Origin of the sequence: Bradyrhizobium sp. ISRA436, assembly GCF_029910015.1 — a bacterium.
Classification (GTDB): domain Bacteria; phylum Pseudomonadota; class Alphaproteobacteria; order Rhizobiales; family Xanthobacteraceae; genus Bradyrhizobium.
On the sequence record NZ_CP094519.1, the window covers coordinates 4,966,956 to 4,991,276 of the forward strand.

20 protein-coding genes are annotated in these 24,321 nt (G+C 65.0%); 6 read left to right on the forward strand and 14 right to left on the reverse strand.

Annotated elements, in window-relative coordinates:
* Positions 1-33: 33 nt before the first annotated feature.
* Positions 34-804, reverse strand: coding sequence for an ABC transporter ATP-binding protein (locus MTX23_RS23370; RefSeq protein WP_280972538.1), 771 nt, complete (start codon positions 802-804; stop codon positions 34-36).
* 2 nt (positions 805-806) lie between these two features.
* On the reverse strand, positions 807-1,940 hold the full coding sequence (locus tag MTX23_RS23375) for an ABC transporter permease (protein WP_280972539.1): 1,134 nt from the start codon (positions 1,938-1,940) through the stop codon (positions 807-809).
* Positions 1,941-2,069: 129 nt separating this feature from the next.
* Here MTX23_RS23375 and dgcA point away from each other — a divergent pair, with 129 nt between their 5' ends.
* Positions 2,070-3,071, forward strand: coding sequence for an N-acetyl-D-Glu racemase DgcA (gene dgcA, locus MTX23_RS23380; RefSeq protein WP_280972540.1), 1,002 nt, complete (start codon positions 2,070-2,072; stop codon positions 3,069-3,071).
* On the opposite strand, the gene MTX23_RS23385 is transcribed toward dgcA, so the two are convergent.
* The gene (locus MTX23_RS23385) at positions 3,041-4,240 is read right to left on the reverse strand and encodes an MFS transporter (protein WP_280972541.1); all 1,200 of its coding nucleotides are present in this window, start codon (positions 4,238-4,240) and stop codon (positions 3,041-3,043) included. The genes dgcA and MTX23_RS23385 overlap by 31 nt on opposite strands.
* A gap of 75 nt (positions 4,241-4,315) precedes the next feature.
* On the opposite strand from MTX23_RS23385, the gene MTX23_RS23390 reads away from it, so the two are divergent.
* Complete coding sequence (locus tag MTX23_RS23390) at positions 4,316-5,572, forward strand: hypothetical protein (protein ID WP_280972542.1); 1,257 nt, start codon at positions 4,316-4,318, stop codon at positions 5,570-5,572.
* Between the two features lie 97 nt (positions 5,573-5,669).
* On the opposite strand, the gene MTX23_RS23395 is transcribed toward MTX23_RS23390, so the two are convergent.
* The 3 genes from MTX23_RS23395 to MTX23_RS23405 all read right to left on the reverse strand — a co-directional run bounded on the left by MTX23_RS23395 (position 5,670) and on the right by MTX23_RS23405 (position 8,676).
* Positions 5,670-6,659 carry a threonine/serine dehydratase gene (locus tag MTX23_RS23395; protein ID WP_280972543.1) on the reverse strand — a complete coding sequence of 330 codons (990 nt, stop codon included), beginning with the start codon at positions 6,657-6,659 and terminating at the stop codon, positions 5,670-5,672.
* Between the two features lie 116 nt (positions 6,660-6,775).
* Entirely contained in the window at positions 6,776-7,867 is a 1,092-nt protein-coding gene (locus MTX23_RS23400) for a glycosyltransferase family 1 protein (protein ID WP_280972544.1), read from the reverse strand.
* The gene (locus MTX23_RS23405) at positions 7,864-8,676 is read right to left on the reverse strand and encodes a UDP-2,3-diacylglucosamine diphosphatase (RefSeq protein ID WP_280972545.1); all 813 of its coding nucleotides are present in this window, start codon (positions 8,674-8,676) and stop codon (positions 7,864-7,866) included. The genes MTX23_RS23400 and MTX23_RS23405 overlap by 4 nt, the downstream gene beginning before the upstream one ends.
* A 146-nt stretch (positions 8,677-8,822) precedes the next feature.
* Here MTX23_RS23405 and MTX23_RS23410 point away from each other — a divergent pair, with 146 nt between their 5' ends.
* Both MTX23_RS23410 and MTX23_RS23415 read left to right on the forward strand, forming a co-directional pair.
* Positions 8,823-9,245, forward strand: coding sequence for a hypothetical protein (locus tag MTX23_RS23410; protein ID WP_280972546.1), 423 nt, complete (start codon positions 8,823-8,825; stop codon positions 9,243-9,245).
* A gap of 767 nt (positions 9,246-10,012) precedes the next feature.
* Positions 10,013-12,496, forward strand: a complete 2,484-nt coding sequence (locus MTX23_RS23415) for a hypothetical protein (RefSeq protein ID WP_280972547.1) — start codon at positions 10,013-10,015, stop codon at positions 12,494-12,496.
* Positions 12,497-12,717: 221 nt separating this feature from the next.
* Here MTX23_RS23415 and thiD read toward each other — a convergent pair whose 3' ends face one another.
* Positions 12,718-13,521 carry a bifunctional hydroxymethylpyrimidine kinase/phosphomethylpyrimidine kinase gene (gene thiD / locus MTX23_RS23420; protein WP_280972548.1) on the reverse strand — a complete coding sequence of 268 codons (804 nt, stop codon included), beginning with the start codon at positions 13,519-13,521 and terminating at the stop codon, positions 12,718-12,720.
* A 180-nt stretch (positions 13,522-13,701) separates the two neighbouring features.
* Here thiD and MTX23_RS23425 point away from each other — a divergent pair, with 180 nt between their 5' ends.
* Positions 13,702-13,947: an Lrp/AsnC ligand binding domain-containing protein gene (locus MTX23_RS23425; RefSeq protein ID WP_280972549.1), complete on the forward strand. Its 246-nt coding sequence runs from the start codon at positions 13,702-13,704 to the stop codon at positions 13,945-13,947.
* An 80-nt stretch (positions 13,948-14,027) separates the two neighbouring features.
* On the opposite strand, the gene MTX23_RS23430 is transcribed toward MTX23_RS23425, so the two are convergent.
* Positions 14,028-14,963: a cytochrome c gene (locus tag MTX23_RS23430; RefSeq protein ID WP_280972550.1), complete on the reverse strand. Its 936-nt coding sequence runs from the start codon at positions 14,961-14,963 to the stop codon at positions 14,028-14,030.
* Positions 14,964-15,128: 165 nt separating this feature from the next.
* Here MTX23_RS23430 and MTX23_RS23435 point away from each other — a divergent pair, with 165 nt between their 5' ends.
* Positions 15,129-15,551 carry a CHRD domain-containing protein gene (locus MTX23_RS23435; protein ID WP_280972551.1) on the forward strand — a complete coding sequence of 141 codons (423 nt, stop codon included), beginning with the start codon at positions 15,129-15,131 and terminating at the stop codon, positions 15,549-15,551.
* 110 nt (positions 15,552-15,661) lie between these two features.
* Here MTX23_RS23435 and MTX23_RS23440 read toward each other — a convergent pair whose 3' ends face one another.
* The 6 genes from MTX23_RS23440 to MTX23_RS23465 all read right to left on the reverse strand — a co-directional run bounded on the left by MTX23_RS23440 (position 15,662) and on the right by MTX23_RS23465 (position 24,259).
* Positions 15,662-16,108, reverse strand: a complete 447-nt coding sequence (locus tag MTX23_RS23440; RefSeq protein WP_280972552.1) for a cytochrome c — start codon at positions 16,106-16,108, stop codon at positions 15,662-15,664.
* Between the two features lie 123 nt (positions 16,109-16,231).
* Positions 16,232-18,541: a xanthine dehydrogenase family protein molybdopterin-binding subunit gene (locus MTX23_RS23445; RefSeq protein WP_280972553.1), complete on the reverse strand. Its 2,310-nt coding sequence runs from the start codon at positions 18,539-18,541 to the stop codon at positions 16,232-16,234.
* 130 nt (positions 18,542-18,671) lie between these two features.
* A complete protein-coding gene (murJ, locus tag MTX23_RS23450; protein ID WP_280972554.1) occupies positions 18,672-20,201 on the reverse strand; it encodes a murein biosynthesis integral membrane protein MurJ in 1,530 nt (509 codons plus the stop codon).
* Between the two features lie 45 nt (positions 20,202-20,246).
* Positions 20,247-21,398, reverse strand: coding sequence for a DegT/DnrJ/EryC1/StrS family aminotransferase (locus MTX23_RS23455; protein WP_280972555.1), 1,152 nt, complete (start codon positions 21,396-21,398; stop codon positions 20,247-20,249).
* Positions 21,399-21,429: 31 nt separating this feature from the next.
* Complete coding sequence (locus MTX23_RS23460; protein ID WP_280972556.1) at positions 21,430-22,446, reverse strand: Gfo/Idh/MocA family oxidoreductase; 1,017 nt, start codon at positions 22,444-22,446, stop codon at positions 21,430-21,432.
* 400 nt (positions 22,447-22,846) lie between these two features.
* Positions 22,847-24,259, reverse strand: a complete 1,413-nt coding sequence (locus MTX23_RS23465; RefSeq protein WP_280972557.1) for a mannose-1-phosphate guanylyltransferase/mannose-6-phosphate isomerase — start codon at positions 24,257-24,259, stop codon at positions 22,847-22,849.
* Positions 24,260-24,321 lie beyond the last annotated feature (62 nt).

Sequence of the window (24,321 nt, forward strand, 5' to 3'; positions counted from 1 at the left end):
CGAAAACCGGTCTCCACATGTCGGGATCATGCACTAGGCCACAACGGCGCGGGCGCGCTTGCCGTTGAAGTATTGCTGCAGCCACGGATGCTGCGATGCCCTCATGTCGGCGATCGATCCTGCAGCAATGATCTTACCGTTCCCTAAAACGGCGATACGGTCGCACGCAGTATAAAGGCTGTCGAGATCGTGGGTTACCATGAAAACGGTCAGCCCCAAAGTGCGCTGCAGGGTGCGCACCAACTCGTCGAATTCGCCGGCGCCGATCGGATCGAGGCCCGATGTCGGCTCGTCCAGAAACACCAGTTCGGGATCGAGCGCGAGCGCGCGGGCCAGCGCCACGCGCTTGATCATGCCGCCGGACAGCTCCGACGGATAGCGATCGGCGACCTCCGGCTTCAAGCCGACCATCACGAGCTTGGCGACCATGATCTCGTCGAGCAACCGCTGCGAGATGCGCAGATATTCGCGCACCGGGAACTGGATGTTCTGCCGCACCGTGAGCGATGAGAACAGCGCCCCCTGCTGGAACAGGATGCCCCAACGCCGCTCGACCCCGCGCCGCTCGGCGGTACCAGCGGCATCGAGATCGACCCCGAACACCTCGATGCGGCCGGAGACCTTCGGCACGAGGCCGATGATGGTGCGCGTCAGCACCGACTTGCCGGCGCCCGACGGACCGACGAAGCCGAGAATCTCGCCGCGCTTGACATCGAGGTTGAGGCCGTCGAGCACGCGGGTCTTGCCGAACTGCACGGTGATGTCGCGGACCCGAATGATGGCGTCGTCTGCCTGCTCCGGCATGATCATATCCCGATCGATGCGAAGAAGATCGCGAACACGCCGTCCATCACGATCACGAAGAATATCCCTTTCACCACCGACGAGGTGGTGTGCTGTCCGAGCGATTCCGCCGAGCCTTGCACCGCAAGCCCCTCGACGCAGGCCACGATGCCGATCACCGCGGCCATGACCGGCGCCTTGACGAGGCCGACGATGAAATGATCGATCGATATGGCGTCACGAAGGCGGAGCAGGAAGGCTTCCGGATCGATGCCGCCGTAAAGCCAGGCCACCAGGCCGCCGCCATAGAGCGCGGCCATCGCGCCGAGGAAAGCCAGGATCGGCATCGCCAGCACCAGCGCAAGCATGCGCGGCAGGATCAGGACCTCGATCGGATCAAAGCCCATGGTGCGCAGCGCGTCGATCTCCTCGCGCATCTTCATCGAGCCGAGCTCGGCGGTATAGGCCGAGCCGGAGCGGCCCGCGACCATGATGGCGACCAGCAGCACCCCGATCTCGCGCAGCACCAGCACGCCGAGCATGTCGACGACGAAGATATCGGCGCCGAACTGGCGGAAATGGAAAATGCCCTGCTGCGAGATGATGCAGCCGATCAGGAAGGTGATCAGCACCACGATCGGCACCGCGCGCCAGCACACCTGCTCGAGGTGATGCACCGTCGAGGTCAGGCGGAAGCTGCGCGGATGGATCAGTACCTTGCCGGACGCGGCGATCACCGCGCCGAGCATGTCGACCAGGCTGACAATCGTGCCGCCGATGCCGACCACCGTGCGGCCGATCTGCTCCAGCATGACCGTGACCGACAGCGGCTCGCTGTCGGTCTTGGGCGCCGTGCCGACGCGGCGGACCTCGTCCACCAGGCTGGAATAGTTGGCCGAGAGGCCGGCGATCATCGCCTCCGCCGTGGGGTCGCTGAGGCTGCGGCGGAGCCGCTCGATCAACCAGGCGCCAAAGGTGTCGAGGCTGGAGACCTGCGATACGTCGATAAAGATATGCGGACGGCTGCCACGCAGCTTCTCGGCATCCGAAACGATCCGCTCGAGCGCCGGAGCAAAGCGGGCCGTCCAGCTACCCGCCGCGCACAACGCCAGTCCCTCGCCTTGGGCTATCCGCTCCAGTGTCGGGTCGCCGCTCACCTTTTGCCTACCCCTCGGCTGGTTGGCCGTTCACCGGCGCCGCCGGGTCCGCTTGTCGAATCTGTCACTAACCAGCCATAGTTGGTTTCAGGTCGCAAGCATACGGTTCAGGAAATAGTAGACTTTAAAATGACTTCCACCCCACTCCGCGCAATTTCCCTGAGCGCCCGGATCGAGCGCTGGCCGATCGCAGGGACCTTCACGATCAGCCGGGGCGCCAAGACCGAGGCGGTGGTAGTGGTAGCCGAGGTCAGCCAGGGCGGCCTGACCGGCCGCGGCGAATGCGTGCCCTATCCCCGCTACGGCGAGACGCCGGAGGCGACCCTGCGGGCGATTCAGGCCATGCAGGAGCCGCTGGCCGGCGGCATCGACCGCCGCGCCCTGCAAGCCAGGATGCCCGCGGGCGCCGCCCGCAACGCGCTCGACTGCGCGCTATTGGACCTCGAGGCCAAGCGTGCCGGGGACCGCATCTGGAACCTGCTGGGCCGGCCTGCGCCCGAGGCCCGCACCACCGCCTATACGATTTCGCTCGGAACACCCGAGGCGATGGCGGCGGCCACTGCCCAGGCGGCTCACCGTCCGCGGCTCAAGATCAAGCTCGGCGGCGATGGCGACGGTGCGCGGATCGCCGCGGTGCGCAAGGCGGCGCCAGCCTCCGAACTGATCGTCGACGCCAACGAGGCCTGGACCGAGGGCAACCTGGCCGCCAATCTCGCCGCCTGCGCCGATACCGGCGTCACCCTGATCGAGCAGCCGCTGCCGGCCGGCAAGGACGAGGCCCTGTCGCGCATCCAGCGCCCGGTTCCGGTCTGCGCCGACGAGAGTGTGCATGACCGCGCCTCGCTCAAGAGCCTGCGCGGCCGCTACGACGCCGTCAACATCAAGCTCGACAAGACCGGCGGGCTGACCGAGGCATTGGCGATGGCGGACGCCGCCCGCGCGCTCGGCTTCGAGATCATGATCGGCTGCATGGTCGCGACCTCGCTGGCGATGGCCCCGGCGATGCTGATCGCGCAGGCCGCGCGTTTCGTCGACCTCGACGGCCCGCTGTTGCTGGCGCGCGACCGCGACAACGGCCTGCGCTACGAGGGCAGCCTCGTCTATCCCCCGGACGCCGCGCTCTGGGGGTGATGGGTGAAGCGCTTGCGCGACAGCCACATCACGAGCCCACCGGCCGCCCCCATCGCGGCCATCATGTCGTAGACGCCCAGTCCGTAGCGTGCGTAGACCATGCCGCTCAGGATCGACGTGGTGCTCGCGACGATGCCACCGCAGGCGGTGAGGTAGCCCTGCCCGCGCGCCATCACATGAGGCGGCACATGGTGCACCATCATGCCCATGATGCCGACCTGCGTGAGCCCGAAGGTCAGCCCGTGCGCGAGCTGGATGACGGCAAGGATCGCGAGCGGCGGATCCTGCGCGGTGATGGTCCAGCGCGCCACGGCACTGGCGGCGGCGATCACCACAAGCGTCGCTGACGGCAGCGTGAAACGCGGCGACAGCGCGAACAGGACGATCTCGGCGAGAACGCCGATCACCCACAGGCCCGCGATCGTCAGGCCGCTGAAGCCGGCTTGCCGCCAGGCGATCGATGCGAAGATGTAGTAGGCGGAGTGGCTGCTCTGGATCAGCGCCGAGGAGACGATGATGGCAAGGAAACCGGGATCGCGCAAAAGCTTCCATGCGCCGGCCGTGGGCGCGGCTGCGGCGGGCGGCCGGTCGAGCGGCCGCAGCGTCAAGGCGAGCATCGCGCCGACGACGGTCATGGCCGTGATGATCCAGATCAGATGAACCTCGGCGACATAGCCGAGCAGCAGTCCGCTTGCGAGCGCGCAGACCACGAACGCGATCGACCCCCATAGCCGCAGCGGTCCATAGTTGAGACCGTAGCGCGCCACGCCGCGCAGTGCGTAGGCATCCGTCAGCGGCACCATCGGCGTCCAGACGCAGCAGGTCAGCGCATAGACCAGCAGCACAAGCAACGGCTGGTGCTGGCTGCCGATCACGAAAAATCCGAGCGCGGTGGCAAAGCCAGTGAGCATGATCGCACCGCGCAGCATCTGGCGGCGTTCCGCCGCAGCGGTGAGCAGCGGCAGCACGGTGAAGCGCGTCACCGGCGGCACTGCCGTGATAATGCCGATCCAGGTGGCATCGATGCCGATCGCCTTCAGCCACACTGTGAAAAATGGCAGATGGACGCCCGTCATTCCGAACAGCGTGGCGTAGAATGCCGCCAGGCTTCGCGCGAATCGCCGCGACGCAATCCTGGCTGCGATGGAGATTTTTGATTCGGAAGACATCAATTCAATTGCGATTCGCGCGATATCGTGGTGATCGTTAGCGTAACGCGCAGTGATTTGCGCGAAGAGATTGTGATGGCCGAAGAAGCATTCGCCCTGTCGCCGATTTCCGCCCGCGCGGCCCAGCCGAGCGAGGAGGACTATGCTGCGATCAGCGAGGCCTTCATGGAGACGTCGCGGGGCCGCTGGTTCCTCGGCGAGTACGCCAAGCGCAACCGCAATGCCGATACCCGCATGGTGCTCGACGCCGTGGCGCGGATCGAGGAAAGCCTCAGCGCGCAGCGGCAAGCCGCTGCAGACGCTTTCAGGGACGAGCAACTGGAACAGGCGTTGACCGCCCTGCGCGGCGCTGTCGAGGCCGTCCAGGCCTCCGCCATCGCCGCGCTCGATGAGCTCAGTTTCGAGCAGAGCCTCGCGCCGATCCGCAAGGGCGTGCGGGTGATCCGGGAAATCTCCTGGCGGCTGCGCGAGATCGGCAATGACGGCCGAATCTGCGACATCATGGATTCGCAGGCCAGCGCCATCGAGGCCGGCGCCTCCCAGGTCTCCATCGACGAGGCCAAGACCGTCGTGGATGCTGCCTTCGCGGCGCTGACCCGCCGGCTCGCCGAGTTCAACGCGGAAGAGGCGGCCGCGCCGGCGACGGAACCGGCTGTTGCCGAGGCGGCGGTCGCGGAGGCGCCGGCGGCGTCGCCAGCTGGCGCAGCTGAAAGCGCCCAGCCCCAAATCGTGGCCGCGGAAGCAGCGCCAGTTCACGACGTCGCCGCGACGCCGAGCGCTGACCTCACCACGGCTACCGTGGCGCAACCGACCGAGCACGCACTTGCAAAAGCCGAGGCCGCATTGGCCGAAGCCGAAGCCGCCGAGCTCGCCCACGTCGCCGACGAGGCCGCTGCCGATGCGCATGACGAAGCGGTGCTCGATCTCATTGCGATGGAGATGGGCGCGCCCGATCCGACCGGCGACGACGAGGCGATGCTTGTCGCGGAGATGCACGCCGCTGAAGCGATGGCCGCCGAGCCCGACATCGCTGCGCCGACACGCGAGCCGGAGCTTGTGCAGGCGCCTAAGCCAGTGCCAGAGCTCGCACGGGCTCCCGAGCCGATGCTCGAACCGCAGCCGGCGGCCGAGGCACGGATTGCCGAGGCGCCAGTGAGCCTGACACCATCGCAAGCTGACATGAAGACCATTTCGGCCCGCGCGAGCGACGTCTCGCTTGGCTCGACGATCATCGCAAGCGGCCTCGTGAAAAGGCCAAGCGCCGCGGCCAACGACCCGCTCGCGCCGATCCGCCGCATGGGCCAGGCCGAGAAGATCGCGTTCTTCTCGTGATCTCGTGCGGCTTCATGCGCTGACGATATCGATCGCCACAAATAGCAATGGGCAGAGCGGGCCAACGCTCTGACCATGTCAATTTGGTCCGAGTATCTCAGGCCACCAGCTTCGCGAACAATTCCGCGTCGATATTGCCGCCGGAGAGCACGATGACGACGTTCTTGCCCTTGGCGTCGACCCGCCCGGCCAGCAATGCAGCGAGCCCGACGGCGCCGCCCGGCTCGACCACGAGCTTCAGCTCGCGATAGGCGAAAGCAACCGCGGCGCCGACTTCGTCGTCTGAGGCGCTCACACCAGTCGCCAGCAGCTTGCTGTTGATCGCGAAGGTGAGCTCGCCCGGCATCATCGCCATCAGCGAGTCGCAAATGGTGCGCGCAGCGACCGGATGCGCCTCGCGGTGCCCGACCTTGAGCGACAGCGCGTGATCGTCATAGCCCGCAGGCTCCGCGACGATCACCTGGGCCTGCGGGAACTTCGCCTTCACCGCAGTGGCGACGCCCGCGATCAGGCCGCCGCCGGAGGCCGGCGCCACGACGATGTCGGGCGTCAGCCCGAGCGCCGCCATGTCCTCGGCGATCTCGCGGCCGGCGGTACCCTGCCCTGCGATCACGAAGGGATCGTCGTAGGGACGCACCAGCGTCGCACCGCGCTTGCTGGCGATGCCGTTGGCGATCGCCTCGCGGTCCTCGCGGTCACGGTCGTAGAGCACGACCTCGGCGCCATAGGACTTGGTCCGCTCGCGCTTGGTGACGGGAGAGTCGGCAGGCATCACGATGGTCGCCTGCATGTTGAGGATCTTTGCCGCGGCCGCGACGCCCTGGGCATGATTGCCCGAGGAGAACGCGACGACGCCGCCGCCCCGCACTGCCTGCGGGATCGAAGCCAGCTTGTTGAAGGCGCCGCGGAACTTGAACGATCCGGTCCGCTGCAACATCTCGGGCTTGAGGAAGACCTTGGTGCCGACTCGTTCGTTGAGAACGGGGAAGGTCAGGAGTGGCGTACGCACCGCGAACGGCGCGACCACCCTTGCGGCGGCATCGATGTCCGCGGCAGCCACGGGTGGATTTATCGCGTTTTCCATCATCCGCAATTTCTATCGCGTTGGCAGACAGCCCGGCAAGACGCTTCATAGCGCTTTCAAGCGAAGTGGGCCGGGTTCGCGTGAAGAAAACGCGTCAAAACAAAGGCGCGTGAGGTCGGTCAGCGCGGCGTCGGCTGGGTTGCCGGCAGGACGCCGAAATGGTGCTCTTCGGCACCGAACTCCATGGTTTCGCCCTCGCCGTCGCGCGGCACCGGCCGGACGTTCAGGGCGCGGTCGATGAACACTCGCGCCGAGGCCTGCCAGGTGTGGAGCGCGGCAAAATCAACGCAGGCCTGCCGCGGGATGCTCAGCGCTTCCAGGCACGCATGGCGCAAATCCTCGTCGAGCACGCCGACCGGAGCCGCCCCGATCACGTCGAGGGGACCGGTGACCGGAAAAGCGGCAACCGGCAGCCCGCTTGCCAGCGCCTCGAGCAGCACGAGGCCGAACGTATCGGTCCGGCTCGGGAAGACGAACACATCGGCCGCGGCGTAGATCTCGGCCAGCTCCTCGCCATGGCGCGCGCCGAGAAACACGGCCTCCGGGTATTTCCGCTCCAGCGCCGCGCGCGCCGGGCCGTCTCCGACCACGACCTTGGTGCCGGGCAGATCGAGATCGAGGAAGGCCTCGAGATTCTTCTCGACCGCCACGCGACCGACGCTGAGATAGACCGGCTGCGGCAGGCAGAGATCGACATCGCGCGGATGGAACAGCGCGGTATCGACGCCGCGCGACCACAGCACCACGTTGCGGAAGCCGCGCAGCCGCAACTCGCCGGCCAGCGCCGGTGTCGCCGCCATCACCGCCTGGCTCGGCTTGTGGAACCAGCGCAGCGCGCGCCAGATCCAGGATTCCGGGACAGGCGACCGCGCGGAGACATACTCGGGAAAGCGGGTGTGGAAGCTCGTCGTGAACGGCAGGCCGCGCTTGCGACAATAGCGGCGAACCGAGAGCCCGATCGGCCCTTCGGTTGCGATATGGATACTGTCGGGCTTCACTGCCGCGATCAGACCGGCAACCTTCGCTTGATACGGCAGAGCCAGCCTGAGATCGCGATAGCTCGGCATCGCAAAGGTGCGGAACGATTCCGGCGTGAGGAAGCTCACCTCGACACCGAGCGATTTTGCCGCCTGCGCCATCATGGTCAGCGTGCGGACAACCCCGTTGACCTGGGGATGCCACGCATCGGTCGCGACCAGGATATGCGTCATGCAGCGCGTGCCGTTACTCGCGGAACCGGCGCGATGCGGCGCACCGGATCGGTCCAGGTGATGATCTCGAAGCGGCCGTCCTCATGCTCGGCGAGCGCGGTGCAGCTCTCGACCCAGTCGCCGCAGTTCATGTAGCGGATGCCGTGCTCGTCATGAATGGTCGCGTAGTGGATGTGGCCGCAGATCACGCCGTCGCAGCCGTGGCGCCGCGCCTCGCCTGCCAGCGTGGCCTCGAATGCGCCGATATAGTTCACCGCCTTCTTGACCTTCAGCTTGGCCCACTGCGACAGCGACCAGTAGGGCACGCCGAACATCTTGCGGAAGAAGTTCACGAAGCGATTCATCTGGATCGCGAAGTCGTAGGCCTTGTCGCCGAGATGGGCGAGCCAGCGCGCGTTCTGCACCACGAGGTCGAAGATGTCGCCATGGATCACGAGATAGCGCTTGCCGTCGGCGCCAGTGTGGATGGTGTTCTCAACCACGTCGATGCCGCCGAAATGCGTGCCGTAATATTTGCGCAGAAATTCGTCGTGGTTGCCCGGCACGTAGATCACCTTCGCGCCCTTGCGCGCCTTGCGCAGCATCTTCTGCACGAAGTCGTTGTGCGTCTGCGGCCAGTACCAGTTCGACTTCAGCGCCCAACCGTCGACGATATCGCCAACGAGGTAGATCGTGTCGGCATCGTGAGAGCGGAGGAAATCAAGCAGGCGGTCGGCTTGCGAACCGCGGGCTCCGAGATGGACGTCGGAGATGAACAAAGTGCGAAAGCGTCGCTCCGGGCTTTCTTCACTCAAGGAGTCACTTCCCATGCCTGTGCACCTAACAGATTCCTGTGACAAGGCGATGACGATCCTCGCGACCGAAGGCCCCCAGAAAGCTAACGAGAATCAGTTGCACGCCCCTTCACTGCCGATAACAGCGGCGTGCGACAATCTGGCGACATGGGAGCGCGTAGATGTGTGGAACACAGGTTGCTTCGATGTTCGCTCGGATGGTTCAGCCGCCGTCATTGCCGGACGGCGCGACGAAGAAAAAAGCCGTCGCGAGCCAATTTCAAATGTTACGTAGATCACAGTCAGTAAGCGCTAATCTCCGTCACGATCCGCGGCACGTCAGGGATGACCTGACCCCAGCGGCGGAAGAGACGGTCATGAGAGGACCTATCGAAGCAGTCAGCTTATCGGACCGTGAACTTAACTCGATATCTGGCGGCGTGGATATCCAATTTGGGCCGGTCGGTATCGACGGCGACGAGAAGGATGCTGGCATCGCTTTCGGCGTAACGATGCAGGGGGCGACGGGTTTGCGATCACAGGCGATGCCGATGCTTGCGGCTCTGAAGGGCGTGCGCGACGGTTGCACCGGAAGGTCCGCCTAACTGATTGCCTTTCTTCAGGCCGCCACCTGCTGGAGATGCCGGGTTGGCACGGCTGGTCGCGAACCCGGCAAGCGGCGCCAGCTCTCTTCTGGCGAGCAATTTAGCTCTGGCCGGGTCTCGATCCTCACGCGCCAAGCTGCTCAGTCGGAAGCGTTTCACCGGCGCCATCTGCTTCGCTCCCCAACGACGTCAGGCGCCGACTTCGGGTCAGACCGGTAGCCGCAATATGAGCTCGGTAATCGAGAACGCCCTCTCCGGCGTTAACACCACGAGGTCGACGACCGTCATCTACCCCGGGTGATCGTATAGATATTTCAGATGCCGGTACTTGGCGAACTACGAAATTGCGAGACTCAAGCGCTCGCGCGATGGCTCTAACGGCGTCGCCGATCTTCATCAGCAGAGAAAACACTGAGTCAACCAGAACGATCAGGCTTGGTCCACCGGCAAGGAATGCGCGCGCAATGTTGTCGCCGTGAACCAGAAGCTCAATGAAGTTGAATAACGTGCCATCACCACGCGGCGCCATAGAAATTCCGTAATATCCAGCCTTCGTGAGGCGCAAATGACCCAGCTAGCTAAGGCGTCCTCAGTATCAGAGTACACTCTCCGTCGGGGGCGGAGTGCAATCGCTGTTGTGGCGACAGCGCGCGCTCTGCGCCAAACAGGCAAAGCCGGCATGCGGATAGCAAAAGGGAGCTCGCCGGTTGCAGTCCCGGAGTTGTGATCCAGGCCCGGCCTCGCCTTCGCCAAACAATGGGCCATAGATGAGAGCCGACCTTGGGGACGGGTCGCTCGAGGGACCCGAGAGCGAAGCGCGGTCGCTGTCCTGGATCGACGACCCCGCAGCCGCGCCGTCCCTCCAGGCGACGCCGTGGCTTGCCGGTGCTGAGCCACGCGCTTTGGGGCGGCGGGCCAGACCGGCGGTTTCGACGGGCAAATTCCCGCTAGGCCTTACCGTCGCGCTGTTCGCGCTCGCGTTTCTGTTGCCTGCATGGCCATGGCTATCCGGCCACGTCACGATTCCCTGGGACGCCAAGTCGCAATTCCTGCCGCCGTTGCAATTTCTCGCCACGTCGCTGGCAAATGGCCAGTCGCCGTTCTGGACGCCCAACGTCTTCGGGGGCTGGCCGCTCATCTCCGATCCGCAATCGCTGATCTTCTCGCCGCTACATTTTCTGCTCGCCTGCGTCGACCCGAAACCAAGCTTCCGTGTGGTCGACGGGCTGACCTTTGCCTATCTGTTGCTCGGCGGCGTGGCCATCATTCTGTATTTCCGGGACCGCGGCTGGCACGCGGCTGGTGCGCTTGTCGCTGCGCTCGCCTTCGCCTTCGGCGGCTCGGCGAATTCACGATTGCAGCATACCGGCCAGATCGTCAGCCTAGTCTATCTGCCGTTGACGCTCTGGATGCTATCGCGCGCGCTCGAACGTTCGTCGTGGCGCGCCGGCTTGGCGGCCGGCGTGTTTGGCGGCCTGCTCGCCGTGGGGCGGGATCAGGTTGCGCTGATCTCGCTCTACGTCCTCGCCGGATTTGTCGGGTACCACTGGATCGCGGGTGACGATTGGCGCAAGCGCATCAACGCGAGCATCAGACCGCTCGCGGCCAGCTGCCTGGTCGGCATCCCCATCGCCGCCATTCCGGTCACGCTGACGGCTCTGCTCGCCGCACGCTCGAACCGGCCCGAGATTGGCTGGATGGTCGCCGGTCAGGGATCGCTGCATCCGGCACATCTGCTGACCCTCGCTTTCGCCGATCTCTACGGCGCGATGGATCCGGCCATCGAGTACTGGGGGCCGGCGACGTCGTCCTGGAAAGCAGCGCTTGGCGGCACCGATCTCTCGCTCGCGCAAAACATGGGTCTGGTCTATTCGGGAGCCCTGCTGCTCGTCGTCATCGTCTCGTTTGGCATCGTGCGCCGCCTCGCGTGGTCGCGTGACATCCGCTTCTTCTCGATCGCTGCCAGCATCGTCTTGCTCTATGGACTCGGCTGGTACACGCCCGTCTTCCATGCCATGTACGAATGGTTGCCCGGGGTGATGCTATACCGGCGACCTGCCGATGCGACGTTCGTCATCGGGGCGCTGCTCGCCATCATCGCCGGCTACCTCGTGCATCGCTGGCTCGAAGGCACGGTCCCGCAACCCGCCAGTGCGCAGCGGGCAGTCGAACTGGCTATGCCGGTTGTGCTGGTCGCAGTGGCGCTGTGGCTCGCCCACACCATCGTGTCCATCACGCAGGTGATCGTGCCGGTCGTCACCGCGCTCGTCTTCACCAGCGGTGCGGTCGTGGCGCTCGTTCTCGCGCGTTGGCTGAACGGTCTCTCGCTCCTTGCGGGCATGCTGCTGCTGAGCTCGTTCTCCGCCGTCGACCTCGCCTGGAACAATGCGCCGCACATTTCCACCGCTATGGCGGCTTCGACATTCGATGCACTGCGCCTCGACACCAGGAACGCAACGCTGGCGCTGCTGAAATCAAAGCTTGCGGCGGCGTCAGATCCAGCCCGGCGTGATCGCGTCGAACTGATCGGCATCGCCTATCATTGGCCGAACCTGTGTATGATCCACGGCTGCGACCACGTGTTCGGGCACAATCCGCTGCGCCTCAAGTGGTTCTACGACGCCACCCTGGTCGGTGATACGGTGGTGGATTATGACCAGCGCCGCTTCTCGCCGCTATTTCCGTCCTATCGCTCCGCCTTCGCCGATCTGTTCGGTCTGCGCTTCATCGCCGTCGGCGTGCCAGTCGAGAAAGTCGATCCATCGCTTGCCCCCGGCGATCTCACGCTCGTCGCCCATACGGCGGACGCCTATGTGTACGAGAATCCCCGCGCTCTGCCGCGTGTGATGGTGCTCTCTGACTGGCGCGTCGCGGATTTCAACCAGCTTCTCACCAATGGCTGGCCGACGGACGTCGATCCGCGCCACACCGTCCTGCTCGACCGCGCGCCAGCGCTGCCGCGTGCAAGCGCAGCCGGCGCGGCGCCCGGCACAGCACGCTTGATCCGCTATGAGAATACACGAGTCGACGTCGAGGTCGACGCGCCGTCAGGCGGCCTGCTGCTCCTCAACGACGTTTGGCATCCCTGGTGGCGTGCAACGGTGGATGGCGAGCCGAGCGACATCCTCAGGGCCAACGTCATCTTTCGGGCAGTCGCTCTTCGCCCAGGGCACCACACGGTGAGCTTCACGTTTCATCCGTTCGCAGGGGCCTTGGCCGAGCTACGGGGCAAGTTCCGTCACGCCCACTGACTACCGATCAAGCATACCCGCATAGCGGCGGCGACTGGCTCGAAGTCGCGCCCCGTCAATTCCTGGGTAGCGTCGGGCCACCCAGATTGGGCGGCTTGGCTTCTGTCTGTCGCAGGCTGCCCCGCGAGCGGAGTTCGCCGGCCTGCAATGGCCGGGCAAGCCTAGGGCGTCCGTGAGCACGCACATGGATCTGAAGGCCAAGGTTGACCGCGGCAGGGCCGTCAATACGGATAGTACTTGTGGAAATGATGCACGGGCCCATGGCCGTGTCCGACAGCGAAGCGATCTGCCGCGGCGATTGCAGCCGTGATCCAGGCCTTGGCGTTGCGCACGGCGGTTTCCACGTCCTCGCCCCTGGCCAGACCTGCAGCGATCGCCGACGACAGGGAGCAGCCTGTGCCATGCGTGTTGGCGGTCGCGATGCGCGGCGCGGCAAGCGCGACGGTGCGTTCGCCGTCGATCAGATAATCGATGCTTTCGGCACCTTGCGCATGGCCGCCTTTGACCAGCACGGCGCGACATCCCATCGCCAGCAATCGCCTCCCCTGATCCTCGATGGCGGCCTCACTGTCCGCGACCGGCTCGTTCAGCAGCGCCGCGGCCTCCGGCAGGTTTGGCGTGATCAGCGATGCACGGGGGAACAACATGGTCTTGAGCGCATCGACCGCCTCGGCCGCCAGCAGGTGGTCGCCCGAGGTCGCGACCATCACCGGGTCGAGCACGACGTGGCGCGGCGCCCAGCGCTGCAGCCCTTGGGCGATCGCCGCGATCGTCTCGGTCTGCGCCACCATACCGATCTTGACCGCGCCGACCGCGAGGTCGGAAAACACCGCGTCGATCTGCGCGGTGACGAACGGCGCAGGCACCGGATGAATGCCGCTGACCCCGGTGGTGTTCTGCGCCGTCAGCGCCGTGATTACGGAGGCGCCGTAGACCCCGAGCGCGGCAAAGCTCTTCAGATCGGCCTGGATACCCGCGCCGCCGGAGGAATCCGAGCCCGCAATGGTGAGCGCGATCGGCGTCATTTTGCAGCGCCAGAGGTTGGTATGAACGGGGTCATGACCTGTCCTAGCCCGGCCGCCCATTGGCAGCAAGTTCGCCTGACCCTACCGCGACTTGACCTGGACTGGACTTGACCTGGACTTGGCCTTGCCTTGGCGGCCCGTTTTTGGCCTATTGTCGCCGATATCCCCGGAGACACAGCGATGGTTCCTTTCTTCGTCCAGATCAAATGCAAGCTCGGCCAGTCCTACGCCGTCGCCAACGCGCTGGCGGAAGCCGAGATTGCCTCCGAGATCTATTCCACCGCAGGCAATTACGACCTCCTGGTGAAGTTCTACGTCGACCACGACACCGACATCGGCCATTTCATCAACGAGAAGGTGCAGGTGATCCCGGGTATTCAGGACACCCTCACCATCATCACCTTCAAGGCGTTCGGAACGAAGTGAGGTTCGCATCTTTCGATGCGACGCCCGCGGCGAGCTGAGGCGACCAAGCCGGCGGAAAGACCGCCCGAATTGATCGCGCTTCAAGACTCCTCCGCCGGCTTTTTCTTCGGTGGCCGCGGCGGCCCTTCGACCGGCGGTAGCGACTTGATGTAGTCGGCGATCGCGTCGAGATCCGGGTGCGAGAGCTGCGAGGTGTTGCGGATCACGCGCACCATGGACCCGCCGGCACTGTCGCCATCCGGCGTCTGCCCGGTCTCCAGGAAATAGGCGATATCGTTCGCGCTCCAATCCGAAAGCCCCTTTTGCGTGATGTTGGGCACCCAGCCCTCGCCCTCCGGATTGGGGCCGCCAGCAAAGCGTTGCGCGCCGATGATGCCGCCAAGGACATTCCGCGGGCTGTGACACTCGGCGCAATGGCCGAAACTGTCGGCGAGATAGGCGCCGCGATTCCACTGCCGCGAACGGCTTGCATCGGCCACCAACGGCTTGCCGTCCATGAACAGCCATTTCCAGACGCCGATATTGCGACGGACGTTGAACGGAAACGGCACGTCATGGTCGCGCACCTTGCCCGCGACCGGCGGCAACGTCTTCAGATAGGCAAAGAGGTCGCGCATGTCATTGATCCTGGCGTGCTGGTAAGAGGTATAGGGAAACGCCGGGAAGTAGTGCGTCCCCGACGGCGAGGTGCCCTTCATAACCGCGTTGACGAAGTCGACTTCGCTCCAGCGGCCGATGCCGTCGTTCGGATCGGGAGAGATGTTCGGCGCATAGAAGGTGCCGAACGGAGACGGTATCGCAAGGCCGCCGCCAAGCTTGGTGCGGTCGTCCTGCTTCGGCACGGCATGGCAGGAGGAACATCCACCTGCATTGAACGTTGTGAGCCCGTTGGCCAAGTCAGGCTGGTAGGCAGGCAGCGCGCTTGCAGCAATGGTCGCGGGGATCGTCAACCACCAGAACACGCCGAAGCCGGCGATGCCGGCCACAATGGCCAGGAGGAGAATTCGTCGCAGCATTCACTGATCCGTCACTGGGCCGGTCATCTGTCAGCCAGTATGAGCGCAAGCTGGCGCATAAGCTTCCATCAAATTTTGCCCGCTCAGGTTGATTTTTGGGAATAAATCCGGACGGCTGCTGTTTTGAGGCTGATACCGTCGTTTGATGTCAACAGGGAGAAAACCATGCCGAACAAGACCATGCTTGCCGCGCTGACGCTGAGCGCCGCGGTCGCCTTTGCCGGACCAGCCTTCGCCGAGAAGCTCAAGGCGACGCTGAGCGGCAAGTCCGAAGTGCCGCCGACCACCAGCACGGCAACCGGCACCGCCGACATCGACTACAACGCCGCGACCAAGAAGCTAACCTGGAAGCTGAGCTATTCCGGCCTGACTGGCCCCGCCACCGCTGCTCATTTCCATGGTCCGGCCGAATCCGGCAAGAACGCCGGCGTCGCAGTCGCGATCCCGAACGCGGGCTCAAACCCGGCGGAAGGTAGCGCCACGCTAACCGATGCTCAGGCCGCCGATCTGCTCGCCGGCAAGTACTACGTCAACATCCACACGGCGGCGAATCCGGGCGGGGAGATCCGCGGCCAAGTCACCAAGTAAGGTCACGAAGTAAGTCCGACAAGAAAAGGCCGACACAGCAAGAAGGGCGGACACCTCCCGGCGTCCGCCCTTCTTGAGGAGAATTCTGCCAGCCTTGCTCCTAGCTCTTCTCAACGCGCCTTAACGCGGTAGGTCTCGTGACAGCCAAGACATGCATCGTTGATGGCTGCAAACTCCGTCTTCAGACTATCGAGATCTTTGACCTTGGTCTTTGCCTCGCCCACAGCCTTGGCAAAGGTGGCCGCATGGGCCTCAAAATCCGCTCGCTGGGTCCACACCTTCATTGACGGGTAGTAATCGCCCTTCGGCTTTTTGCCCTTGATGCTTTCGGGAAAAAAGGAAGGGAAGCGCCTGGCTACGTCCTCGAGCCCCACAAGCGCCGTGTCAACGGCGTTCTGATCATAAGCCGCCTTACCCTTGGTAATGTCGTAGAGTACGACGGCATTCTTGAGGTTGGATTTCATTGCAAGTTGGGTCAAGGTAACTTGGTCTTCCGCCGCGGCCACAACGCCAACGCCAAGCAGCAAGGTTCCCGCGGCAATACCAGTTCGAAACATCGACAGCTATCCATGTTCAGGGGGCGGATGAATCGACCTTCGCGCTCGGCGACGAGTTTGCGTCGAGCGGCCTGATCAGGCGAACACCGCTCGATCCGGTTCATTCCGCTCCCGCACAAAGTCTCAGAGCTTGTGCTGGCGTTGTGCTTCGCGGATTGCAACCCAGACCCGTTCGGGCGTTGCGGGCATATCGATGTGGTCGATCTGGTACTCGCGCCACAGCCCTTCGACGATCGCATTGACCACCGCCGGACACGAGCCGATTGCACCGGCCTCACCCGCTCCCTTCACCCCAAGCGGATTGGTCGTGCAGGGCACGTTGTGGGTCTCGAACACGAAGGACGGCCCGTCGGAGGCGCGCGGCATCGCATAGTCCATGAACGTGCCGGTGACGAGCTGGCCGTCGGTTGCGCTGTAGACTGCCCGCTCCATCAACGCCTGGCCGATGCCCTGCATCGCGCCGCCAATCACCTGGCCCGCGAGCAACAGCGGATTGAGCGTCACGCCGAAATCGTCGACGATGACGTAGTTGACGATCTTGATGATGCCGGTGGCTGGATCGATCTCGACCTCGGCGAGATGCGTGCCGTTCGGATAGGTGCCGTCGGCGCTCGAGAAGGTCGCGCTGCCGTTCATCTTCGAGGGATCGCCGCCAGGACGTTTGGCGAGATCGGCAAAGCTGATCGAGCGGTCGGTGCCGGCGATGCGGACGCGGCCGTCGGCGATTTCGAGGTCGCCCGCGCCGGCCTCCAGCGCCTGCGCCGCGAGCTCCTTCAGCTTGTTGCCGAGCTCGCGCGTGGCACGCTCGACGCTGACGCCGCCCGAGGGAATCGACGACGAGCCGCCGGTGCCGAGGCCGGTCGCGATCTTGTCGGTGTCGCCCTGCAGCACATGGACGCGCTCGGGCGGCAGCCCGAACTGGTCGGCGACGAGCTGCGCATAGGCGGTCTGATGGCCCTGCCCGCTCGACTGGGTGCCGATCAGGATGGTGACGTCGCCATTGGGATCGAGCGCGACATTGGCGGTCTCCTCGCCCATGGTGCCGCAGACCTCGACATAGCTCGCCATGCCGATGCCGCGCACCAGCCCGTCCTTCTTCGCCGCCTTGGCGCGCTTCGGAAACTCCTTCCAGTTGGCGATCTCCATCGCACGCTTCATATGCGCGACGAAGTCGCCGGAATCGTAGACCTTGCCGGTCGCGGTCTTGTAGGGCAGCGATTTCGGCGGAATGAAATTCTTCCGCCTGACGGCATCCGGCGTCATGCCGAGCTTGCGGGCCGCTGCGTCGACCAGGCGCTCGATCACATAGGCGGCCTCGGGGCGGCCAGCGCCGCGATAGGCATCGACCGGCACGGTGTTGGTGAACACGGTGCGGACGCGGCAGTGGAAGGCCTGGATGTCGTAGAGGCCCGGCAGCATGCCGGCGCCGCCGTGCGGGATATAGGGCGCAAAGGTCGAGAGATAGGCGCCCATGTCGCCCATCAGATCGACGTCCATGCCGAGGAATTTGCCGTCCTCGGCGAGCGCCATCTTCGCGGTCGTGACATTGTCGCGGCCCTGCGCATCACCCATGAAGTGGTCGGAGCGTTCGGCGGTCCACTTGATCGTCCTCTTCAACTTGCGCGCGGCGACCGAGATCAGCGCATATTCGCGATACGGAAACAGCTTGGTGCCGAAGCCGCCGCCGACGTCGGGACAGATCACCCGCATCTTCTCCTTCGGCATCTTCAGGACCATGTCGCAGAGGATCTCGCGCAGGCGGTGGCTGCCCTGGCTGCCGATCGTCAGGGTCAGATGATCCTTCTTGGTGTCGTATTCGGCGACCGCCGCGCGTGTCTCCATGAAGTTGGTGATGACGCGCGGATTGACGATGGTGATCTCGGCCACCGCATGCGCCTTGGCGAAGGCTTCTTCCGCGGCCTTCTTGTCGCCGATCGAGACGTCGAACAGCACGTTGCCCGGCTTGTCGGGCCAGACCTGCGGCGCGCCCTTCTTGACGGCGTTGACCAGGCCGACAACGGCGGGCAGCGGCGTCCATTTGACGTCGATCGCCTCGATCGCGTCGCGGGCATGATCGACGGTGTCGGCGACCACGAAGGCGACGGCGTCACCGACATGGCGCACCTCGTCCTTGGCGAGGATCGGATAGGGCGGCGCCGTGAATGGATCGGTCTCGAGATTGAACAGGCACGGCAGGCCGCCGAGATCGGCGACATCGGCCGCGGTCAGGATCAGCGCCACGCCGGGCATGCCGCGGGCCTTGGTCGCGTCGATGGTGAAAGTCGCGTGCGCATGCGGCGAGCGCAGCATCAGCGCCTGCAATGCGGGAGACGGTGCAACGTCGTCGGTGTAGCGGCCCTTGCCGCGAATCAGGGCGTCATCCTCTTTGCGGCGCACACTTTGACCGACGCCGAATTTGATGGGAGCTGCCATCTCGTCTCCAATTGTCTTGGTTTGTTTGGGCCGCATATTGGCGTGGTTGTTCCGGAAGCGCAAACCGCTTTCCACATGCCGCGACGCGATCGCGCAGCCCATTCCTATGCCTTTGATTTAACAGGACAAACTATCCGCGCCGGAGCGCGAACAACCAGCCACGGCCGAACAGCACCAGGATGCAGAAGAAGTAGACGAACAGGCCAACCGCGATCAGCAACAGCAGGATCAGTTCGTCGCGAAAGATCTGCATCGGCGCGAACCAGACCGCCGCGAAGTGCGAGGTCAGCCACAGGGCGACCGCGAGCAGGATGCCGCAAACCGCGAAGGTGCCGAGCGAGCGCACCAGCGTGCGATCGAAGTCGAGGTAACCGCGGCGTACAGCAAAGAACAGCACGAGCAGCAGATTGATCCAGGCGCCGACCGCGGTCGCGAGCGCGAGCCCGACCTGCGCCAGCGTGCCGACCAGCGCGATCTTCAGCGCGACGTTGACCGCGACCCCGGTCAGCGCCGCCTTCACCGGGGTTGCAGTGTCCTTGCGGGCGTAGAAGGTTGCGACCGCGCTACGGATCATCACGAACGGGATCAGACCGACTGCATAGGCCGCAAGCGTCGCGCCGGCGGTGGCGGCGTCCGCCTTCGAGAAGGCGCCGCGCGCGAACATCGCGCGCATGATCGGGTCGGCGACCGTCAGGAATGCCGCCACGAACGGCACCGAGAACAGCAGGGTAAAGTCGAACGCGCGGCGCTGCGCCGCCATGGCGCCGGCGTGGTCGTCGGCGGACAGGCGCCGCGACATCTCCGGCAGCAGCACGGTGCCAATCGCGATCCCGATCACGCCGATCGGCAATTGATTGAGGCGATCGGCGTAATAGAGCGCCGACAGCGCGCCAGCCGGCAGGAAGGTCGCGATGATGGTGTCCGCGAACAGCGCCACCTGCGTCCCCATCGAACCCAGCGTAGCCGGCCCCAGTGCGCGGAAGAAGGCGCGGACATCCTCGTCGAGCTTCAGCGGCGCAAAGCGCGGCAAGCCGCCATGGCGCGCGAGGTCGCCGGCCAGCACGAAGAACTGCAGGAAACCCGAGATCAGCACGCCCCATGCCGCGGCGTGGCCGGCGCTCGGGAACAACGCGGCCAACGCCAGCGTCATCATCATCGCCAGATTGAGGAAAATCGGCGCCGCCGCGGCGCTGGCGAAGCGGTGCATCACGTTGAGCATGCCGCCATAGAGCGTCACCAACGTGATCAGCAGCAGGTAGGGAAAGGTGATCCGCGTCAGTTCGATCGCGAGCTTGCGCTGCTCGACATCCTCGGTGAAGCCCGGCGCGAGGATGCTCATCGCCTGCGGCATGAACAGCATCGCGACCACCAGCAGGACCACCTGCGAGGCGAACAGCAGCGTGAAGATGCGGTCGGCGAACAGCCGCGCCGAGGCCTCGCCGCGCTCACCATGCACATGGGCATAGGCCGGCACGAAGGCGGCGTTGAAGGCGCCCTCGGCGAAGATCGCGCGGAAGTGATTCGGAAGCCGCAGCGCCACGAAGAACGCATCCGCCACCGGTCCTGCGCCCAAGATCGCCGCGAGCATGATGTCACGTGCAAACCCGGTCAGCCGAGAAAGCAGGGTATAGCCGCCGACGGTGAAGATGCGCCCAAGCATGCGGGTGCTTCTAGCGCATGATCACCCTACGTCAAAATGAACGAATCAGGACGAGAGCGCGCCGCGCACCGCCTGGATGACGCGATCCTGGGTCACTTTGTCGAGATAGGCGTGCATCGGCAGGCTGATGACGTCCTCCGACAGGCTCTCGCTGACCGGCAGGCCGCCCTCGGCGACGGGGAAGTCACGATAGGCGGTCTGCTGGTGCATCGACTTGGTGTAGTAGATCGCGGTGGGAACGCCCTGCGCCTTCAGCGCCGCCGCGAAGGCGTCGCGGTCGGTCCCCTTGGGCAACCGGATGGTGTATTGCGCCCATACAGAGGTGCAGCCGGAGGCGAGGTGCGGCACGGTCACGACATTGCCGAGCCCGCGCGAATAGCAGTCGGCGACCACGTTGCGCGCCACAATCTCGTCCTCAAAGATCTTCAGCTTCTCGATCAGGATCGCGGCCTGCATGGTATCGAGCCGGCCGGTCAGACCGAGGCGGACATTGTCGTACTTGTCCGAGCCCTGCCCGTGCACGCGGATGCTGCGCAGTGTGTCTGCAAGCTCGTCGTCATCGGTGAAGATGGCGCCGCCGTCGCCGAAACAGCCAAGCGGCTTTGCCGGAAAGAAGCTGGTCGCAGTGGCGAGTCCGAAGGTGCCGAGCTTGCGGCCCTTGTAGCTGGCGCCGAAGCCCTGCGCCGCATCGTCGAGCACGAACAGGCCCTCGGCCCTGGCGACGGTGGCCACGGCATCGTGATCGGCGCTCTGCCCGAACAGGTCGACCGGAATGACGCCGACCGGCTTCAGGCCGCGCGCCCGTGCGGTCGCAATGCCGCGCTTGAGCGAATTGACGTCGATGTTGAAGGTCGCCTCGTCGACATCGACAAAGACCGGCGTCGCACCGGTCAGCGCCACCGCTTCGCCGGTCGCGCAGAATGTGAAGGACGGGCACAGCACCGCGTCGCCAAGTCCGACATTCTTCGCCATCAGCACCATCAGGAGCGCATCGGTACCGCTGGCGCAAGTCACCACATGCTTGGCGCCGGTGTAATCGGCCAGTGCCGTCTCCAGCGCCGTGACCTCCGGGCCGTTGATGAACTGGCAATGATTGAGGACGCGGGCGACCGCCTCATCGATCGACTTGCCGAGCCGCTGGCGCTGCGCGGAGATATCGATGAAGGGAATGGGTTCTGGACGCATATGCTGGTTCATGGAGCTCTTCGCGGGTGATTTGGAGGTGACATCAGCCGACGACGCGGCGCGGTCCCTTGAGCGCCGTGGAGGCGGCAGGCTTGGCGGGCGATTCCAGGCAGCGAATCGCGATCTCGAGGCTCGCCACGCCCTCGTCGCCCGACACCGCCGGCAGCTTGCCGGTACGTACCGCATCAAGGAAGGCGATCAGCTCAGCGCGCAGCGGCTCGTCGTGGCCGACGGGCAGATGCCGCATCGAATAGCTGCCGTCAGGCTTGAAGCCGAAACATTCAGTGACCTGGCGCGTCAGCAGGTCGCCCATCACGTACTTGCCGCGGGTTGCCACCGTGACGTTGCGCGCCTTGAACGGCGTTAGCCAGTTGGTGTTGATGTGAGCGAGCACACCGGAGGCGGTGCGGAACTGCAGCAGCGCGATGTCCTCGCGCTCGGCAACAGCACTCGACAGCTGCGGCTGCACCTCGACGATGTCGGATTCGGTGAACCAGCGAATCAGGTCGATGTCGTGCACTGCGAGGTCGATCACGACGCCGACATTGGACATCCGCGGCGGGAACGGACCGACGCGAGTGATACCGATCGACAGGATATCTTCACCCGAGATCGCCTGCTTGATCGCAGCGACCGCCGGATTGAAGCGCTCGACATGGCCGACCATCAGCGTCACGCCGGCGCGCTGTGCGGCGGCAACGATCTGGCGGCCCTCCTCAACCGTGGATGCGACCGGCTTCTCGACCAGGATGTGGATGTTGCGTGCGATGCAGGTCAGCGCGATGTCGTGATGCAGGTGGGTGGGGGCCGCGATCGTCACCGCATCGACGTCCTCCGCAAGCAGTGCGTCGAGGGTCTCGAACGCGCGGCAGCCGACGAGGTCAGTGGCGCGCGAGCGGTGCTCCGGAAGCGGATCGACGATTCCGACCAGCACGACGCCGGGCAGCCCGGCCAGCACGCGGGCATGATTGCTGCCCATCACGCCGGCGCCGATCACGCCGACGCGCAGTGCGCGCTTGATATCGGCCTTCGCGCCCGATGCGGACACTTTTGCATTCATATTGTAGACCCCAACTGACGTTCTGGCGGTTGTCCCGGCTTCTCAGGGAGCCACCCCGGCCCCAAGGGGAATCAGCACCAAGGCTCTATCCCCTGTTTGGCGCTTTTGGCGCGAACCACGACCCGCTTCGTTGGCAGCCGCTATAGCACGGCGCCACAAATGTGGCGATTGACAAGGACGATATCCGGACACGTTTTGATTCAAAGAGTTACATCGTCCGGTGAGCCCTTTTGGGCGCGGGAGGCCGCCTCGTGTCAGGATCGCGGGGAAAGATTGGGCCGCAGCTCCATTCCCGTCATTGCGAGCGCCAGCGAAGCAATCCATCACGCTGCATGCGCGGAAGCATGGATTGCTTCGTCGGGCTCCTCGCAATGGTGGGACTGGATGGGCCTACAGGCTCTCAGGTGCGCCGGTAGTCGTCCTCGATACGGATGATGTCGTCCTCGCCGAGATAGCTCCCCGTCTGCACCTCGATCAGCTCGAGCTGGATCTTGCCCGGGTTCTCCAGCCGGTGCACCGCGCCGATCGGGATGTAGATCGATTCGTTCTCGTGCACGGTCTTGATCAGCTCGTTGACCGTCACCTGCGCGGTGCCGCGCACCACGATCCAATGCTCGGAGCGGTGATGGTGCTTCTGCAGGCTGAGCCGCCCGCCCGGCTTGACGATGATGTGCTTGACCTGGTGGCGGTCGCCATTGTCGACCGACTGGTAGGAGCCCCAGGGCCGGTGCACCTTGATGTGGCTCTCCGTCACCTCGGGCGCGGTTACCTTCAGTTTCGCGACCAGCCGCTTCAGCCCGTTGGCGTCCTTCTGCCGCGACACCAGCACGGCATCCTGGGTCGCCACCACGACAAGATCGTCGACGCCTTCGAGTGCGACCAGCGCGCGGTCGGTCGCGACGTTGCAGTTGCGGGAGTCCTCGAACACCGCAATTCCCCGCGCCGCATTGCCCTGGCTGTCCTTGTCGGAGAGCTCCCAGACCTGGCGCCACGAGCCGATGTCGGACCAGCCGCAGGCCACCGGCGCCACCGCCGCACGCGCAGTCTTCTCCATCACCGCATAGTCGATCGAGATCGCCTTGGCCGCGCCGAACGCCGGCGGGTCGAGCTTGACGAAGCCGAGATCGCGCGCAGCCTCGGCCACCGACTGCTCGACGGAAGTCACGCTGTCCGCGTCGACGTTGCGATACTCATCGAGCAGCACCGAAGCGCGGAACATGAAGTTGCCGCTGTTCCAGAGATAGCCGGCATCGATATAGCCGGCCGCAATTTCGGCATCCGGCTTCTCGACGAATTTGGCGACCGCGCGCACCTCGCCGGCGACCACTTCGCCCGGGCTGATGTAGCCGTATTCGGTCGCCGGCCGTTCCGGCTTGACGCCGAAGGTCACGATGCGGCCCTGCTCCGCCGCCGCCAGCCCCTCGCGGCACGCCGCGACGAAGGCTGACGTGTCGCGCACCAGATGATCGGCGGCGAGCGCCAGCACGACCGCATCACTGTCACGGGTTTGCGCAAACGCCGCACCGGCGGCGATCGCCGGGCCGGAATCGCGCCGCATCGGCTCGAGCAGCACGTCGGCCTCGCGGCCGATCTCGGCGAGCTGCTCCAGCACCATGAAGCGATAGGCCTCGTTGGTGATCACGATCGGCCGCTCGAACAGGGTCGGGTCCGCGACCCGCAGCAGCGTCTCCTGGAAGGTCGAGCGCGCCCCGAACAGCGACAGGAACTGCTTCGGATGCACCTCGCGTGAGGCCGGCCACAGCCGCGTACCCGCGCCACCGCACATGATCAGGGGGATAATTCGCCGGTCCATCGATATGCCTCAAGTCCTGTCGTGTCCGCGGATGACACATCAAATTTTGCGCGAAGGCGGCC